The following is a 16814-nucleotide window of genomic DNA, read 5'->3' on the forward strand; positions in this document are numbered from 1 at the left end:
CCGCTCAACTGCTGCGCTCGCTGGTCGCGAGACCCAGCGCCTTGAGGTCGGGCATGGTGCCCTCCTGCGCGTGGCGCACCGCCTCGATCAGCGAGCCCTGGCCTCCGCTCGCCCGCGCGAAACCGTCCCGCATGACCCTGCCGGTGGCGGTCATCCGGGGACCCCAGACCCAGCCCGCGCGGATGGTGTGTGCCGCCTCCTCGAACACGCTGTAGATGTCCTGGCCGCCGTAGTAGTCACGGTCGAACGCCTCGCGGCCGACGGCGACGAGACCGGGCGCCGCCGGGTACTGGCTGCTGGTGCCGCTGGAGAGCCGGGCACGCAGCGCGTCGGGGTGGGAGACCTGCCATTCGATGAACTCCATGGCGGCCTCCGGGTGTCTGCTGTCCCTGGTGACCGCGAAGGTGGAGCCGCCATGGGTGCCGACGAAGGGTCTGGACACGTCCCACTGGGGCAGTGGCGCGATCGCCCACCGGCCCTTCTGCTCGGGGCGCGCGTTCATCTGCGCCCCGGCGTCCCAGGCACCGCTGAGCCGGGTGACGACGAGACCGTTGCTGATCTGGGCGTCGCTCTGACGGCTGTTCACGGCGTTCATGAAGACCAGGTCCTGGTCGACCAGCCGTTGCCAGTACGCCGCGACGCGGCGGGTCGGCTCGTCGGCGAGCGAGACGTTCCAGACGCCGTCGAAGGTGTCGAACCACTGCGCGCCGGCCTGCCACGACCACGCGGCGAAATGCGTGTCACCGTCGGTGGGAAAGAGCGCGATGCGTCGCTCGGGGGCCTTGCGGCGCACCTTCTTCGCGACGTCCTCGAACTCCTCCCAGGTGCGCGGCACTTCGAGTCCGTACCGCTCGAAGAGGTCGGTGCGGTAGTGCATGACCATCGGCTCTATGTCCAGCGGAACGCTGAAGACACGCTTCTCGAAGGTGGTCAGGCCCAGTGCCTGCGGCAGCAGCTTGGCGCGCAGCCCGGCACTGACCATCCCGGTGATGTCGCGGGCCACGCCGTCGATGGCGTAGCCGGGGACCTGGGGATATTCGAGGGTGGCGATGTCCGGGGCGTTGCCCGCACGGGCGGCGTTGCTGAGTTTCGCGTAGCCGCCCGAGTCCCCGCCGGGGATCTGCTGGAAGTCGACCCGGATGTGGTCGTGGGTCTTGTTGAACGCGTCCACCACCTCCTGGCTGCCCCGCAGCGCGGACCAGAAGGTGATAGGTGTGGCGTGCTTGCTGCTGGTGCTGATCTTGCTCGTGCTGCTCGATCGTGTGTCCCCGCCACCGCTGCAGGCGCTGAGCGCACCTGTCAGGGGCAGCGCGGCAATCGTGGCGAGCACGGATCGACGGCTCTGTCGACCAGGCATGGGCGCCTCCCGCGGCTCCGGTTCGAGACACGGGAATCCTGATCGGCTGATCGGAACTGGTCAATAGATCGCTCAGGAGAAAATGAAAGCGGTCAAACGCTCATTAGGGAGAGGGGGTTGACCCGGGCAGCGGCCGCTGCGTCGATCCGCGTATCTTCAGCGACGGCAGCAACTCCGTCCTGCGCGCCGGACCGGAGCCGAGCGGCCGGGCCAGCCGGTACAGGAGCAGTTCGGCCGCCGCCCGTCCGATCTCCGCCTTCGGCGGGGACACCGCGGTCAGCGGGGTGCCGCCCAGGGCGGCGACCACATCGTCGTACGCCACCACCGAACAGTCCCGCGGCACCTGTACGCCCTGCTCCGCGAGCCGCTGCACCAGCATCAGCGCGTCCACGTCCCCGTGCAGCAGGGCGGCCGTGGCCCCGCGTTCCCGCAGGAGCGCCGCGAGGTCGAGAGGGGTGCGGTCGTACGGGGCGTCCCCCAGCGAGACGGCGTCGTCGGGGCCGGGCCCCGGTATCGCCTCCGGGGAGCTGAGGACCACCGACCAGTCCGTCACCTCCGGCCGGGCGGCGGCGATCTCGGTGAAGGCCGCCCGCACGGCACGCGCCGTGGGGCTGTCGTCGCGGGCGGCCAGCACGATCCGGCGGTGGCCGAGGGCGATCAGATGATCGACGGCGAGATGCGTCCCGTACCAGTGATCGGAACACACCGAGTCCAGGGCGTGCAGCGCGCTGCCGGGCCGGGGCCGCCGCTCCATCAGCACGGTCGGTACGCCCGTCTCCGCCAGCCAGGGGTGGTCCGCCTGCTCCCAGAGGGTGCTGCGCCACCTCGGCGCGATCAGCAGCCCGCGCGCCCCGGCCGCCAACGCCGCTTCCACCAGGGGCCGTTCGGCGCCGATGGTCTGCGGTGCGATCTGCAGGGCGATCCGTACCCCGGCCTCCTCCAATACGGTTCGGGCTCCGTGCAGCGTCTCGTACAGGTACGAATGCCGCTCCGGTACCACCACGGCGACCGTGACGCCGTCGGCGGCCCGCTCGTCGGGCCGCGCGTCCGGAGCGTCCGCCGCCTGCTCGACGGGCCGCACCGGACGGGCCACGCCGTGCCCGCGTCGCAGTCTCCCGGCCCTGGTCAGCTCCTCGACGTCCCGCCGGACGGTGACCACCGAGACCTCCAGCTCGGCGGCGAGCGAACTCACCTTGACCGGGCCGCGCGACTCCACGACCGCGAGGATCCGCCGGCGCCTGAGTTCGACCGGTTCCCGCATGTTGTTGGCCCCCTTGCTGTGCCGCTGTGCCGCTGTGCCGCTGTGCCGGGCGGCTCGTCGAGCCGCCCGCGTGGTGTTCGTTCGAATGTTTCGTATGAGCGCTTCGCGCGCAGCATAGCGATCGTCCGCCGCCGGGATCCGTGCGGATGTGCGCAGGCGGGCGGGGCGGTGGCGAGGGGCGGCCCGAGTCCTGATCGTTGGAACACTGGGGAGATCACTACTGGACGTGAATTATCGTGGGCGGCTTCCCCTCACGAACGAAACGAGATGAAGAACTGTGCGTGAAGAAGCCGTCCAGGACATGCCTCCGCCCACTTCGGAAGATGTGGTCGGCACATCGTCAGCGGACGCGGGGGACGCCGGCTACAGCAAGGATCTCAAGTCCCGGCACATCAACATGATCGCCATCGGCGGCGCGATCGGCACCGGCCTCTTCCTCGGCGCGGGCGGCCGGCTCGCCTCGGCCGGTCCCGCCCTGGCGCTGGCCTACGCGGTCTGCGGCCTCTTCGCCTTCTTCGTCGTACGGGCCCTCGGCGAGCTGGTCCTGCACCGTCCGTCCTCGGGCTCCTTCGTCTCGTACGCCCGTGAGTTCCTGGGCGAGAAGGGCGCGTACACCGCAGGCTGGATGTACGTCGTGAACTGGACGACCACCGGCATTGCCGACATCACGGCCGTCGCGCTCTACGTCCACTACTGGAGCCTCTTCACCGACATCCCGCAGTGGCTGCTGGCCCTGATCGCGCTGGCCGTGGTGCTCGGCGTGAACCTGATCTCCGTGAAGATCTTCGGCGAGATGGAGTTCTGGTTCTCGATCGTCAAGGTCGCCGCGCTCATCGCCTTCATGGCGATCGGAGTGTTCCTGCTGGTCACCCAGCACCCGGTGGACGGGCAGACCCCGGGCCTCCACGTCATCTCCGACAGCGGCGGCCTCTTCCCGGCCGGTCTGCTGCCCGTCGTCGTGGTCCTCCAGGGTGTTGTCTTCGCGTACGCGGCCGTCGAGCTGATCGGTGTCACCGCGGGCGAGACCGCCGAGCCGCACAAGGTCGTACCGCGCGCGGTGAACTCCATCATGTGGCGCGTCCTGGTCTTCTACGTCGGCTCCGTCGTCCTGCTCGCGCTTCTCATCCCGTACGACGGCTACACGGCCTCGGAGAGCCCCTTCGTCACCGTACTGTCCAAGATCGGTGTGCCGGCGGCCGGTGACGTGATGAACCTCGTCGTGCTCACCGCGGCGATGTCCAGCCTCAACTCCGGGCTCTACTCCACCGGCCGCATCCTGCGCTCCATGGCGATGGCCGGCTCCGCGCCGAAGTGGACCGGGCTCATGAACCGGCACCAGGTGCCGTACGGCGGGATCATCCTCACCGCCGGTGTCTGTGTGCTCGGCGTCGGCCTGAACTACGTCGTGCCGGGCAAGGCGTTCGAGATCGTCCTGAACATCGCCGCGCTCGGGGTGCTCAGCACCTGGGCGATCATCATGCTCTGTCACCTGGTCTTCGTCCGGCGGGCACGCGAGGGCCGCCTGGAGCGTCCCTCCTACCAGCTGCCGGGATCGCCGTTCGTCGAACTGATCACCCTCGCCTTCCTGGCCGGTGTCGTCGTGCTGATGTGGGCCGACGGAGACATCGGCCGCCGTACGGTCATGCTCATCCCGCTCATCGCCGCCGCGCTGGTCGCGGGCTGGTACGCGGTGCGCGGCCGGGTCCGCGCCGAGGCCTCGGCCGCCGGTCTCGGCACGCGAGATCATATTGACTCCAAGTAATCCTCTTGGGAATGGTTGGATGCATGACCCATGCATCCCCGCCGTTCCCATGGCCGTGCGCTCCTGGGCCGTGCGGTGAGAGACGCGCCGTCCGCCGGAGCGCGGCCGGGACTCTCACCGCACGGCCCAGGCCGGTCCGACCGAGTGACCGGAGCGTGCGGTGCGGGGGGTACTGACCGGATTCGCCGTCATCGCGGTCGTCATCGGTGTCGGCTATCTGATCGGCCGGCGCCGCTATCTCGGCGACAACGGGCGTGAGGTACTCACCAAACTCGCCTTCCATGTGGCCACCCCGGCGCTGCTGTTCACCACACTCGCGCAGGCCGATCTGTCGGTGGTCCTCTCCAGCCGGCTGCTGATCACGGCGCTCAGCACGGCGGCCGCCGCCGGGGTGTTCGTGGCGGTCGCCGTGGTCCGCCGCTGGAGCGTGGGGACCACCACGATCGGGGCGTTGTGCTCCAGCTACGTCAACTCCGGGAATCTCGGGATCCCGATCGCCGTGTACGTCCTCGGCGACGCGTCACTCGTGGCTCCGGTCCTGCTGTTCCAGCAGATAGTGGTCACTCCCGTCGCCCTGACCGTGCTCGACCTGTCGGGGCCGGGCGAGAAGCGTCCCGTGTGGCAGCGCCTCGTCACACCCCTGCGCAACCCGGTCGCGGTCAGCTCCCTGTGCGGCGTCGCGGTGGCGGCCACGGGATGGACGGTGCCGGGGCCCGTCCTGGAGCCGCTGGTCCTGATCGGGAACATGTCGGTCCCCGCCGTGCTGCTGGCCTTCGGCATATCCCTGCACGGCAGCCCCCTGCCGGGCCGCGGCCCCGACCGTCATCCCGTTCTGCTCTCCGCCGCCCTGAAGTCGGTGGGCCAGCCCGCCGTGGCCTGGATGCTGGGCGTCTGGGTCTTCGGTCTCCAGGGCTCGGCGCTGCTCGACGTCGTCGTCACCTCGGCCCTGCCCGCCGCCCAGAACCTCTATACGTACGCCTCGCGTTACCGGGTCGCCGAGCGCCTCGCGCGGGAGTCGATCCTGCTGTCCACCATGTTGTGCGTACCGGGCCTGGTGGCGGTGGCGGCGCTGCTCGGCTGAGGCCGGCGCGGCCGAGCGGCACCGCTCCTCGCTCGGATGGCTCAGATGGGAGCGCCCGGCGGGATACGCGGCTCGGGGCCGAGGCGCCCCGCCGTGTCGTCACCGGCCAGGAACGCGCTGATGTTCCGGGCCGCCTCACGCTCCGGGACGCCACCCTCGCACAGTTCTGCGGCCAGCCGCCCGAGCCGCCCGCCGATCGCCGCCCGTACGGTGCCGTGCAGAAGATCGCTCCTGAGCACGTCCAGTGTGGCGCGCAGTACCACCCAGCCCGCCGTCTCCTGTACGGCCGCTCCGGCGACGACATCGGCCGGTACGGGATCGGTCCGGCGCCAGACCGTGGTCAGCAGCGTGCCCACCACGGCTCCGGGAGCCGGTACGGCGGGATCCACCGCGTGCTGCCAGCCGAGCCGGTTGAGCCGGGCCGGATCGAGCAGCTCCCGCGTGACGAGCGCCGCCGTCGCCTCCACCGCGGCGAAGGGATCGAAGACGTGCCCGGCCCGTGTGTCGAAGTACTCGGAGGTCCGCCCGTAGCGGATGGCCGGTGGCGTGAGTGCGTCCAGGACGTGCGCGGGCAGGGCGAGGTGTTCGGCGCGCAGCAGCTCCGACAGGCGGGCCAGCGCCCGGTGTTGCGCCGCCGCCTCGACGGGCACCGTGCCGGTGCCGTCCTCGCCGGCGAGCCCGTACGCGTACCGTGCCCCGCCGATCAGCCGGGCGACGGCCGTCAGTTGGGAGCGGTGGTACAGCTGGAGCAGCACCGCGCGCTCCTCCAGCTCCCCGGTCTGCCGGCCGGGCGGGAGCACCGCGCGCGAGAAGCCCTTCAGCGCCGTACGCCGGACGGCCAGCGCCTCGTCCAGCGCCGCGAACGCGTCCGGCACGGGCGAGACCCAGACGACCGCGTCGGCGTGCGCCGCCCCGGGGTCGCGCGCGTCCTCGTCGGTGACGTAATGGAGCCCCTGTCCGGCGGCCTCGCTCCGCAGGCGCGCCAGCGCGGTCCCCTCGTCCTCGCCCGGGAAGCGGCCGTAGGCGTGGGCGACCAGGAAGTGGTCCCAGGGGCCGAGCCCTTGGGCATAGGCGTCCGAGGAGTCGAGGCCGCCGTCCGGTGTGACGCGGACGCGGGGATGCGGATAGTCCATCACCGAGGGATGCGGATGGTGCGTACTGGCGAAGTTGTGCATGAAACCGAGCGCGTGACCGATCTCGTGGGCCGCCAACTGCCGCATCCTGCCCAGTACCAGGTGCTCGACGGCGGCCAGGCGCTCCCGCTCGTCCGCCCTGCCGTAGGGGGCGTGCAGCGCCTCGGCGAGCGCGGTGATCTGTTCGACGCGCTGCGAGCCGAGCCGTACCCGTCCGCAGATGATCTCCCCGGTGCGGGGATCGGTGAGCCCCTGGCCGTACGACCAGCCCCGGCCGTCGCGGTGCACCCACCGTACGGAGTTGACGCCGAGGTCGTTGTCGTCGAGACCCTCGGGTGCCACCTCGACGCGGTAGGCGTCGGGGAATCCGGCCCGTTCGAAGGCGTCCCGCCACCAGTTGCCGCCCTCGACGACGGCGGTGCGCACGGGTTCGGGGACGGCGGGGTCGACGTAGAAGACGACCGGTTCGCGTACAGGTCCGGCCGGGGCGGTGGGATCGACGGGGTCGAGGCGGAAGCGGGGCTGGAACTTCACCTGGGTGCCGGTGCTCGTCCCGTTGCCGTGGTCGTCGTGGCCGATGCCGTATCCGCCGGAGGCAGGGTGGTAGCGGCGCGCGGGCAGTGGCGGGTCGGGCAGCGGGACGAGATGGAGCTGCTGGACCACGGTGAGCGCGTGCGGTGCGGGCACCACGGGCCGGAGCGCCGGGCCGGGGGAGACCCCGCTGAGGGTGAGCAGCGCGGGCAGCCGGGTGCCGCGGGGGCCGGTCCGGGCCTCCTCCACGAGCGGGAAACTCGCGGCCGGGTCGATCTCGTACGCGCCCTCTTCCCGTTGCCGCAGGTCCTCCGCCACGCCGTGGAAGTCGGTGAGGGCCAGGCCGGTCGCATCGACGGTCACAGCGCCGTCCCGTTCGTCCAGCACCGGGGCGCTCCACACCACCGACACGGCGAACGACTCCGCGCCCGCGCGGACGGCCGCGGCGTCGCCGGTGGCCAGGTGGTGCTTGTTGCGCAGAACCAGCAGGACCCGTCCCGCGATCTGCCGGAACTCGGCGACCTTGACCTTGCCCGCCTTGCCCCGGTCGAGCCCGAGAGCGCTGGAGCCCGCTCCGTGCGACAGGGCGGCCGTGAGGAGGAAGGGCTCGCCGAACCGCCTGATGCCGAGGAGGAGCCGGTGGCCGGCGGGGGCCGTGTCCGTACGCGGACTGTCCCCAGGCGTGTCCGTACACAGATCGAGGAAGTCCGGGGTCGCGTCGGACATCCGTGCCGGGGACTGGTCGCTCACGCCGGACTCGCTTCTCTCTCGGATCGGAATCGGATCGGAATCGGAGAAGCAGATGGTACGTCCAGGGCTCAGACGTCCGTCCGGACGGCCGGTGTTCCTCGCTGTTTCCGGTGTTCGTATCCGGTGTTCCTCGTTTCCGGTGTTCCTCAGCCGTCGTCGGGCTCGGCGGGAATCCCGTACGCGAGGCGGAGCCGGAGCGGGAGAGGTACGGCTGTGACCGCGTTGCGTGCGCGTCAGCAGTCGAGGTCCAGGTCCAGGTCCTGGTCCGTCCGGCCCTCCTGGTACGCCCGCGGGCCCTCGGCCGGTGCCGGGGGCCAGGTCCCCGGGGTCAGTACGCCCGTCGCATAGGCGTACGCCACCAGCGCCGCCCTGTTGGGAACGTCCCAGCGCCGGCACAGCCGTCCCACGTGGTAGTTGACCCCGTCCACGGTCAGCCCGACCGCCTTGGCGGTCCGCGCCGTCGTGGAGCCGCCCGCCACCAGGGTGAGTATCCGCAGCTCCATGCCGCTCACCTCCTCCGTACGGACGGGAGGCGTTCGGTGCCCGCCGTGTTCCCCGCGTACACGCAGGAGCAGCAGCAGTACGGGGACGGCCTCCGGACCCTCACCGAGCAGGTCGATCGTCGCCTCGCCGTACCGCTCGACGCCTCCGGCGGCGGACCAGGACACCGCGACCGGGTACCGGGACCTGCGGCCGTGCCGGACGGCTTCGGCGATGGAGTGGAGCTGGGTGACCCCCGATGGGCGGAGGAGGTCCAGCGCGTTCCGTCCCCTGAGGTGCGCGGGGAGCTCGCCCCATTCCGCGGCCAGTGCCGGATTGGCCATCAGGATGAGCCCGTCCTTGTCGCAGAGCGCGATCGGCACCGGAAGGCGGTCGAACAGCAGGAAGGCCCGGTTGCGCCAGGCGACCGCGTCGCCGTGCCAGTGCTCCGGCACCGGGAGCCCACCCAGTACCGAGTGCCCGCTCGTCTCCGGGCAGCCCCCCGTCTCCGGGCAGCCCCCGGTCTCCGGGTATCCGCCTGTCTCCGCGTGCCCGCCCGCCCGCGGCGTCCGGGGATCCATGGGGTGCTCCTGTCCGCAGCGTGCTCCGCCCGCCCCTCGCACACCGGGGCCTTCGGGGCAAGGGCGACACATGGGCGAGGACTACATCATTATGTAGGAACAGTGCGATCCGCACACCCTCCGCGGGGCGAGGGTTGAAGCAGCCACCGACGCCTCCCCGGCGCCGACCGACCGGTCGGCCGACCCGGCCCACCACGCTTGCCCCCACGCCTCCCACCACCCCAGCACAGCGGAAGGTGATCCCGCACATGACCGAGACCCTGCTCCCGGCGCAGCCCGGAACCGACGGCCCGCACGCGGAAACCGGCGACGGCGCCGTGCCCGTCGTCGACATCTCGGACACCGGTCCGGCCGGCGCACCCATCCTCCAGCACATGGAACTGACCCGGCGACACGGTCCGCTCGTCGTGCAGCGCAGGCACGGCCGCGACCTCGTGCTGGTGGGCGGCCTCGATCTGGTCACGGAACTGGCCGACGAGCGGCGGTTCAGCAAGTTCGTCGGTCCCGCGCTGGAGAACGTACGGGAGTTCGTCGCCGACGGCCTGTTCACGGCGTACAACGACGAGCCCAACTGGGCCAAGGCGCACGACATCCTCATGCCCGCGTTCTCCCTCGGCTCGATGCGCACCTACCACCCGGTGATGCTGAAGGTCGCCCGCCGGGTGATCGATTCCTGGGACCGCGACGCCGCCCGGTTCCGCCCTGTCGACGTGGCCGACGACATGACACGGATGACGCTGGACACCATCGGACTGTCCGGGTTCGGCTTCGACTTCGGCTCGTTCGAACAGGACGGGACACATCCCTTCGTCGCCGCCATGGTGCGCTGCCTGAACTGGTCCATGACCCGGGTCGTCCGTCCGCCCGGGGCGGACGACGCCGAGCGGGACGAGGCGTTCCGCGTCGACGCCGACTACCTCGCGTCGGTGGTCGACGAGGTCATCGCCGCGCGCACCGCCGCCGACGGCCTCTCGATGCGGGACAGCCGGGACACGCGGGACAGCCGGGACACGCAGGACACGATGGACGCGCGGGGCGGAGCGGATGTGCGGGACGCACAGTGCGCCACGGACCTCCTGGGGCTCATGCTCACCGCGAAGCACCCGTCCGACGGCTCCACGCTGGACCTGGAGAACATCCGCAACCAGGTCATCACCTTCCTGATCGCCGGCCACGAGACGACGTCCGGCGCACTGTCCTTCGCCCTCTACTACCTGGCCAAGAACCCGGCCGTACTGCGCCTGGTCCAGCGCGAGGTGGACGAACTGTGGGGTGACACCGCCGATGTCGAGCCCACGTACGAGGACGTCGGCCGGCTGACCTACACCCGGCAGGTGCTCAACGAGGCGCTGCGGCTGTGGCCGACAGCCCCGGGATTTCAGCGGCAGGCGCGCCAGGACACCCTCCTGGGCGGGCGCTTCCCGCTCCGCGCCGGACAGGGTGTCCTCGTCGTCACCCCCAGCCTGCACCGCGATCCGGCCTGGGGCGACAATCCGGAGCTGTTCGACCCCTCCCGCTTCGCCCCCGAGGCCGAGGCGGCCCGTTCCCCGCACGCGTACAAGCCGTTCGGCACCGGCGAACGCGCCTGTATCGGACGGCAGTTCGCTCTCCACGAGGCCACCATGCTGCTCGGCATGCTCGCCCACCGGTACCGGCTGATCGACCAGGACGACTACCGGCTGAAGGTGAAGCAAACCCTCACCATCAAGCCCGAGGGCTTCACCCTCACCCCGGTGCTCCGCACCGCCGCCGACCGCGCCGCGAACCGGGCCGCCCTGCCCGTCGGCACCACGGCGACCACCGACGACGGCACGGCCCGCGCGGGCGACGCGCGGCTGCCCGCCCGGGTCCGGCAGGACACCGGACTGCTGCTCCTGCACGGTTCCAACTACGGCACCTGCCGCGACTTCGCCGGACAGCTCGCCGACCTCGGCGCGGACCTCGGCTGTGACACCGGCGTCGCGCCCCTCGACGCGTACGCCGCCGCGCTGCCCACCGACCGGCCCGTCGTCATCGTCGCCGCCTCCTACAACGGCCGCCCCACCGATGACGCGGCGGCCTTCGTCGACTGGCTGGAGAACGCCGCACCCGGCTCCGCCGAGGGCGTCACCTACGCCGTGCTCGGCGTCGGCGACCGCAACTGGGCCGCCACCTACCAGCGCGTCCCCACCCTGATCGACGACCGGCTCGCCGCGCTCGGCGCGACGCGTCTCGTGGAGCGCGCCGCGGCCGACGCCTCCGGTGACCTCGCCGCCACCGTCAGCGCCTTCACCGCCTCCCTGCGCACCGCCCTCCTGGAGCGGTACGGCGACCCCGACGCCACCGCCGACCCCGGGGCCGCCGCGACGGCCGACTCCGGACCCGCCTACACCGTCACCGAGATCACGGGAAAGCCGCTCGACACGCTGGCCGCCCGCCACGGCATGGTCCCGATGACCGTGACGGAGACGTCCGGTCTCACCGACCCGGCCCACCCGAGGTCCAAGCGCCTCGTACGTCTCGCGCTGCCCGACGGAACGACATACCGCACCGCGGACCACCTCACCGTGCTCCCCGCCAACGCGCCCGGCCTCGTCGCCCGCGCCGCCCGCCTGCTGGGCGCCGACCTCGACACCGTCCTGAACATCGTCGCGGACCGACCCCGGCGGAACGCTCTCGCCGTCGACCGGCCCCTGACCGTACGCGAACTCCTCACGAGGTACGTCGAGTTGCAGGATCGCCCGACCGCCGCCCAGCTGACCGTGCTGGCCGGACTCAACCCCTGCCCGCCCGAGCGGGCCGCGTTGCGCGCGCTCGCCGACGACCCGGACGCGTACGCCGCCGACCACCGCACCCTGCTCGACCTCGTCGAGGACCACCCCGCCCTGCGCGAGGCCCTCACCTGGCCCGTCCTGCTGGACCTGCTGCCGCCGCTGCGGCCCCGGCACTACTCCGTCTCCTCGTCCCCGGTGACCAGCCCGCACCACGCCGACCTCATGGTCTCCCTGCTGTCCGCGCCCGCCCGTTCTGGCCGCGGCGACTTCCGCGGCACCGGCTCCGCTCATCTCAACTCCGTACGGCCCGGGGACACCGTGCTCGCGCGCGTGCAGCCGTGCCGTGAGGCGTTCCGTATCACCCATGCCCCCGGCACCCCGGTCATCATGATCGCGGCGGGCACCGGCCTCGCCCCCTTCCGGGGCGCCATCGCGGACCGCCGCGCGCTCACCGCGAGCGGTACCCAACTGCCCACGGCACTCTGCTACTTCGGCTGCGACGCGCCGGACGCCGACTATCTGCACGCCGACGAACTCCGCGAGGCCGAACGGTCCGGAGCGGTCGGCATGCGCCCCGTCTTCAGCCACGCCCCGGTCGACGGCCTGCGGTTCGTCCAGCACCGTATCGCCGCGGAGTCCGCCGAAGTGTGGGAGCTGCTGAACGCCGGCGCCCGGGTCCATGTCTGCGGCGACGGCGCCCGCATGGCCCCCGGTGTCCGTGACGCCTTCCGGGAGCTCTACGTACGGAACACCCCTGGCGCCGACGAGGCCGCGGCGGAGAGCTGGCTCCAGGAACTCATGGCACGGGGACGGTACGTCGAGGACGTCTACGCGGGCTGACCCCGTCACGCCCCGTCGGGTCGCCCGACGGGGCGGGGCGCGCGGCAACACGGCCCCTCGGGCCGGTCGAGCAGGCCGCGGGTCAGTCGAGCAGGCTGCCCAGCCGCCCTTCCAGCAGGACCAGCAACTCGCCCAGAGACCGGGCGAGTTGATCCTGGTTCTCGGCGCCGAGGCCGTCCAGCAGGGCGGCCTCGTACCCCAACTGCTCGGGCAGTAGACGGTCGAGCAGCGCGAGCCCCTCGTCGGTCAGGGACAGATGGGTCACCCGCCGGTCCCGCTCGTCCAGCCGCCGGGCGATGAGCCCCCGGCTCTCCAACTGCCGCAGCCGCTTGGTCACGGCGGCCCCGGACGCGAACGTCTCGCGGGCGATCCGGCCCGGGGTCAGCTCGCGGTCCGTACGGCGCAGGGTCCCCAGGATATCGAACTCCGGGCGGCTCAGACCTTCACGCCGAAGGGGGGCGTCGGCGGCCTGCTGGAGCAGCGCGGAACAGCGGTTGAGCCGCCCGATCACCGCCATCGGAGCGGTGTCCAGTCCGGGCAGTACCTGCTGCCATTGCCGCATCACCCCTGCGACGATGTCCTCGGCCACGCGCACTCTCCTCTGTTCGGTCCGGGCCGATTCTGCCCTCTCGGGCCTGAGGGGCCCTAACCGTGGCGTGCCGGACGAGGAGGGCCAGTGTGCGGTGGCCACCGCGTTCGGCGGAGGCGACGCGCTCGGCGGGCAGGGCCCGTTGCCACCACTCACCGGAGGCGACCTCGAAGGCGTCGCGCAACTCGACCAGGCAGAGCGCCAGCCGGTCCCGGGCCCAGCCGGTCCCAGCGCTGCCCGCCTCTGTACGCAGCGCGAGCCGCGCCGCGTTCTCCGCCGCCGTGACGCGTGCCAGCGCCTGCTCGATACGGTCGGTGGCCCGGCGGTTGGTGACCAGCACGCAACAGGCCAGACCCACGGCCGCGCCGACGAGTGTGTCCACCAGCCGGTCGGAGATCAGGGTGCGGGCCGGCAGGTGGTTGCCGAACTCCGTGAGCAGCAACGCCATGGGGGTGACGCACACCGAACCCAGCCAGTAGTTACGGGTGATGAGGGCCTCCGCGCCGACCTGGAAGCCCAGGGCCAGCAGCACCATCGCGAGATGGCCCGTGTGGATCAGGGGCAACAGCGCGAAGAATACGGCGAGTCCGAGGACATTGCCGAGAGTGCGCTGGACGGCCCGCTGCCAGGACAGGGTGGTGTTGGCCTGGTAGATGGAGGCCGCGGTGACCACGGCCCAGTACGGATGTCCGACTCCGGCGGCCAGTGACACCCAGCCCGCCAGCGCGCAGCCGACGGCGACCCTGGCGCCGATCGGCAGCAACGGGGATCCGGGACCCAGCCGTGCCAGTACGGCACGCAGGCCCCGGGACCGGCCCGGCACGGGACGGCGCGACCGCTCCTGACCCATCCCCGGAGCCTGTCGGCGCGGCGGGTCCGCAGCCGCGTTTCCTTCGGTGTGTTCGGTGTGTTCGGTGTGTCCGGGCGGACGCGGGCCGGGGGCGCGTTCGGGTGTGCGGAGACGGTGTTCGGCGGCGACGCCGGCGAGTTCGCGGTCTTCACCGGCGGTCAGCGCGACATCCGGCAGGGCCCGGCAGCGCCGCAGCGTACGGGCCAGTTCGGCGCACCGTTCCGCTTCGTGGGCCGGGTCGGGAGTACGGCCGTCGTCCGGGGCGGCGAGCGCCGATTCCGCGTGTACGAGCAGCCGTTCCAGACCGGCTCGGGACTCGCCGCCGGACGGGACGAGGAAGAGCGTGTGCCAGGCGGCGTTGACGGCGCCGGCCGCGCCCTGCCGGGCGGTCAGGGCATGCTCCCGGTCCGCCCGCCACAGCGCGGCCGACGCCTCCAGCGCCCGTGCCACCGCCGTACGTTCGGGGCCGTACGGCCTGATCAGGCGCGGGGCCATGCAGATGAGCCAGGCCACTGCTCCGGCGCCGAGAGCCAGACCCAGATGGGAGGGAACGCTCCCCAGCCGCTGCGGCATGAAGAACGCGGTGGTGGCGATGAAGGTGAGGATCAGATTCCCGGGCGGCCCGATGCGGGTCGCGTCGCAGGCCGTCTTGTGCGCGGCGGCGACCAGGGAGGCGAGCAGCACCAGAAGCGCGGGTGAGGTGACCAGCGAGGCGGCGGTCAGCGCGACACCGAGGCTCGCGACCATGCCCAGGACCACCCACGCGAGGGTGCGGGCACGGGCCGCGTACGGCAGACCGTGCGCGTAGAGGGCGCACATCGCACCGGCCGAGGTGTACAGGATGAGATCCAGGCGCCCCAGCGCCAGCAGGGTCAGATCGGGCACGGCGAGGGCCGCCGCCGCGCTCAGGGCGGGCTTGTGCCAGATGTCGACCGGACGCCGCAGCCGAACGGTGCTGCGGACCGGGAGCGGGCGGACGCGCACCTGGCGGGAGGCCGTGTCCTTCGGTGCGTCGAGCGGCTCACGTTCCTTCGTGGCGCTCCTGCTGTGCTTCCCCATGCGTAAAGATTAGCATGTGTTTTACAAGTAAAAGATTGCCGGGAATACTCGTCGTTGATTGCTCTACACAAAAACCGCCAAAGCGCGCAAACTGGGTCGTGATGCGGCTCGATGCCGTGCATCACGGTCAGACTTGCGCGAACGAAGGAGGCGAGTCGTATGGCCGACGTCTCACATTCGAGGAGTGACCTGTCCGGTCACCCCGATGTCCCGGAGATGCGGGAGCGTTATGCCCGCATGCTCGGCGGACGTGATGTGGCACGCCTGGACGGACCGATGTTCCTGGTCGGTCTGTTCTGTGCTCTGTCGCCCTGGATCCTGCACTTCACCGCCAACCAGCCGGCCCTCGCGGCGCACAACCTCATCATGGGTGCCGCGATCGTCGTCATGGCGGTCGGTTTCACCCTCAATCCGGGGAGGATGAGCCTCCTGACCCGGGCCCTGTGCGCCATGGGAGTGTGGTTGATCATCGCTCCGTGGATCGTCGGCACCAATCCTGACGCCGGCATCATCTGGACCAATGCCGTCGCCGGCGGGATCACCTGCCTGCTCGGCCTGTTGTGCGCGGCCGTGGCGATGAGGAGCGGCCGAAAGGTGTGACCGGAGCGGTCGGTCCGCTCGGGGGCGGGCCGACCGCGGTGGCCGGTTTCCCCGGCAGCCCGCGATCGACGGGCCCGGGGGAAATGTTCGGTGTCAGAGCAGAACTGAACGGAAACAGAACTGAACGGAACGGCCGGTGCCGGAACTACCGGTCTCAGAAAGGCCGGTCGTCTCAGAAAGGCCGGTCGCCCGCGATGGCGACCCGCTCGGCCACCCGGCGGTGCGGCGCGTAGTCGTTGACCGCGTAGTGCTGGGTGGCCCGGTTGTCCCAGAACGCGATGTCGCCCGCCTCCCAGCGGAACCGCACCTGGAACTCGGGCACATGGGCCTGCTGGAACAGCAGCCGCAGCAGCCGGTCGCTCTCCTCCCGCGCCAGCCCCACGATCCGGGTGGTGAACGAGGCGTTGACGAACAGCATTCGTCGGCCCGTCTCCGGATGACGCCGGACCACCGGGTGCTCGACCGGCGGGAACAGGTCCTGGAACGGCGCCAGTTGGGAAGCGGGAGAGAACCGGGAGAAGCCCGGGATGAAGTCATGGACGGCCCGGGCGTCGTCGATACGGTCCTTCACGTCCTGGGACAGGTTGTCGTACGCCGCCGCCATGTCGGCCCACATGGTGTCGCCGCCGACCGGCGGTACCTCACGGAGTTGCAGCACCGCGCCCAGAGCCGGCCGCTCCCGGAACGTCACATCGGTGTGCCATACGTTCTCGAAGGTGGGCACCGCGCTGCGGTCGAAGCGGACCACGTCCGGGGCGTCACCGGTGGCGAGCAGCGGATTGGTCTCCAGCTCACCCCAGTTGCGCGCGAACGCGCGCTGCTCCTCGGAGGACAGGTGCTGCCCGCGGAAGAAGAGCACCTTCCACTCCAGCAGGGCGCGGTTGATCTCCTCGCGCACGGCGGGGTCCTGCTGCCGGGACAGGTCCAGCCCGCGGATCTCGGCGCCGATGACGCGCCCCTGCGGGACGACCTCGAAGTGCTCGTACGGGCGGGTCACCCAGTCCTCCGGGACGCGCCGCAGCTCGCGGGGGCCTTCGTACAGGCCATCGGCGGGGATGTGGTGCTCGCGCAGTACGGAGGCCGCGCCGGAGGAGGCGGCGGGCGTGGTGGATTCGGACGTGGTGACGGTCGTGGGATCGACGGCGATGGTCAAGAGGTCTCCTCTGGGAAACGGGCCGGCGCGAGGG

11 protein-coding genes are annotated in these 16814 nt (G+C 71.5%); 4 read left to right on the top strand and 7 right to left on the bottom strand.

Annotation, left to right across the window (positions count from 1 at the left end; all coding sequences use genetic code 11):
• Positions 1-4: 4 nt before the first annotated feature.
• Positions 5-1357, bottom strand: coding sequence for an ABC transporter substrate-binding protein (locus tag ACIQD6_RS28400; RefSeq protein ID WP_401887636.1), 1353 nt, complete (start codon positions 1355-1357; stop codon positions 5-7).
• A 103-nt stretch (positions 1358-1460) separates the two neighbouring features.
• Complete coding sequence (locus ACIQD6_RS28405) at positions 1461-2618, bottom strand: substrate-binding domain-containing protein (protein ID WP_401887639.1); 1158 nt, start codon at positions 2616-2618, stop codon at positions 1461-1463.
• 301 nt (positions 2619-2919) lie between these two features.
• Between ACIQD6_RS28405 and ACIQD6_RS28410 the strand changes: the two genes are divergently transcribed.
• Positions 2920-4380 carry an amino acid permease gene (locus tag ACIQD6_RS28410; RefSeq protein WP_401887641.1) on the top strand — a complete coding sequence of 487 codons (1461 nt, stop codon included), beginning with the start codon at positions 2920-2922 and terminating at the stop codon, positions 4378-4380.
• Positions 4381-4540: 160 nt separating this feature from the next.
• Complete coding sequence (locus ACIQD6_RS28415) at positions 4541-5461, top strand: AEC family transporter (RefSeq protein WP_401887644.1); 921 nt, start codon at positions 4541-4543, stop codon at positions 5459-5461.
• Positions 5462-5502: 41 nt separating this feature from the next.
• Here ACIQD6_RS28415 and ACIQD6_RS28420 read toward each other — a convergent pair whose 3' ends face one another.
• Together ACIQD6_RS28420 and ACIQD6_RS28425 are read right to left on the bottom strand one after the other, a co-directional pair.
• Positions 5503-7875: a zinc-dependent metalloprotease gene (locus ACIQD6_RS28420; RefSeq protein WP_401887647.1), complete on the bottom strand. Its 2373-nt coding sequence runs from the start codon at positions 7873-7875 to the stop codon at positions 5503-5505.
• Between the two features lie 233 nt (positions 7876-8108).
• Positions 8109-8936 (bottom strand): helix-turn-helix transcriptional regulator, encoded by an 828-nt coding sequence (locus tag ACIQD6_RS28425; protein ID WP_401887649.1) that lies wholly within the window; start codon positions 8934-8936, stop codon positions 8109-8111.
• Between the two features lie 248 nt (positions 8937-9184).
• Between ACIQD6_RS28425 and ACIQD6_RS28430 the strand changes: the two genes are divergently transcribed.
• Positions 9185-12529, top strand: coding sequence for a cytochrome P450 (locus tag ACIQD6_RS28430; protein ID WP_401887652.1), 3345 nt, complete (start codon positions 9185-9187; stop codon positions 12527-12529).
• Positions 12530-12611: 82 nt separating this feature from the next.
• On the opposite strand, the gene ACIQD6_RS28435 is transcribed toward ACIQD6_RS28430, so the two are convergent.
• On the bottom strand, positions 12612-13091 hold the full coding sequence (locus tag ACIQD6_RS28435) for a MarR family winged helix-turn-helix transcriptional regulator (RefSeq protein ID WP_401887905.1): 480 nt from the start codon (positions 13089-13091) through the stop codon (positions 12612-12614).
• Entirely contained in the window at positions 12973-15027 is a 2055-nt protein-coding gene (locus tag ACIQD6_RS28440; protein ID WP_401887655.1) for an FUSC family protein, read from the bottom strand. The genes ACIQD6_RS28435 and ACIQD6_RS28440 overlap by 119 nt, the downstream gene beginning before the upstream one ends.
• A 159-nt stretch (positions 15028-15186) precedes the next feature.
• On the opposite strand from ACIQD6_RS28440, the gene ACIQD6_RS28445 reads away from it, so the two are divergent.
• Entirely contained in the window at positions 15187-15627 is a 441-nt protein-coding gene (locus ACIQD6_RS28445) for an SPW repeat protein (RefSeq protein ID WP_401887657.1), read from the top strand.
• Between the two features lie 172 nt (positions 15628-15799).
• Here the strand turns inward: ACIQD6_RS28445 and ACIQD6_RS28450 are convergent, their stop codons facing one another.
• Positions 15800-16699: a TauD/TfdA dioxygenase family protein gene (locus ACIQD6_RS28450; RefSeq protein ID WP_401887906.1), complete on the bottom strand. Its 900-nt coding sequence runs from the start codon at positions 16697-16699 to the stop codon at positions 15800-15802.
• Positions 16700-16814: the final 115 nt, after the last annotated feature.

The organism is Streptomyces sp. NPDC088400 (assembly GCF_044753355.1).
GTDB lineage: Bacteria > Actinomycetota > Actinomycetes > Streptomycetales > Streptomycetaceae > Streptomyces.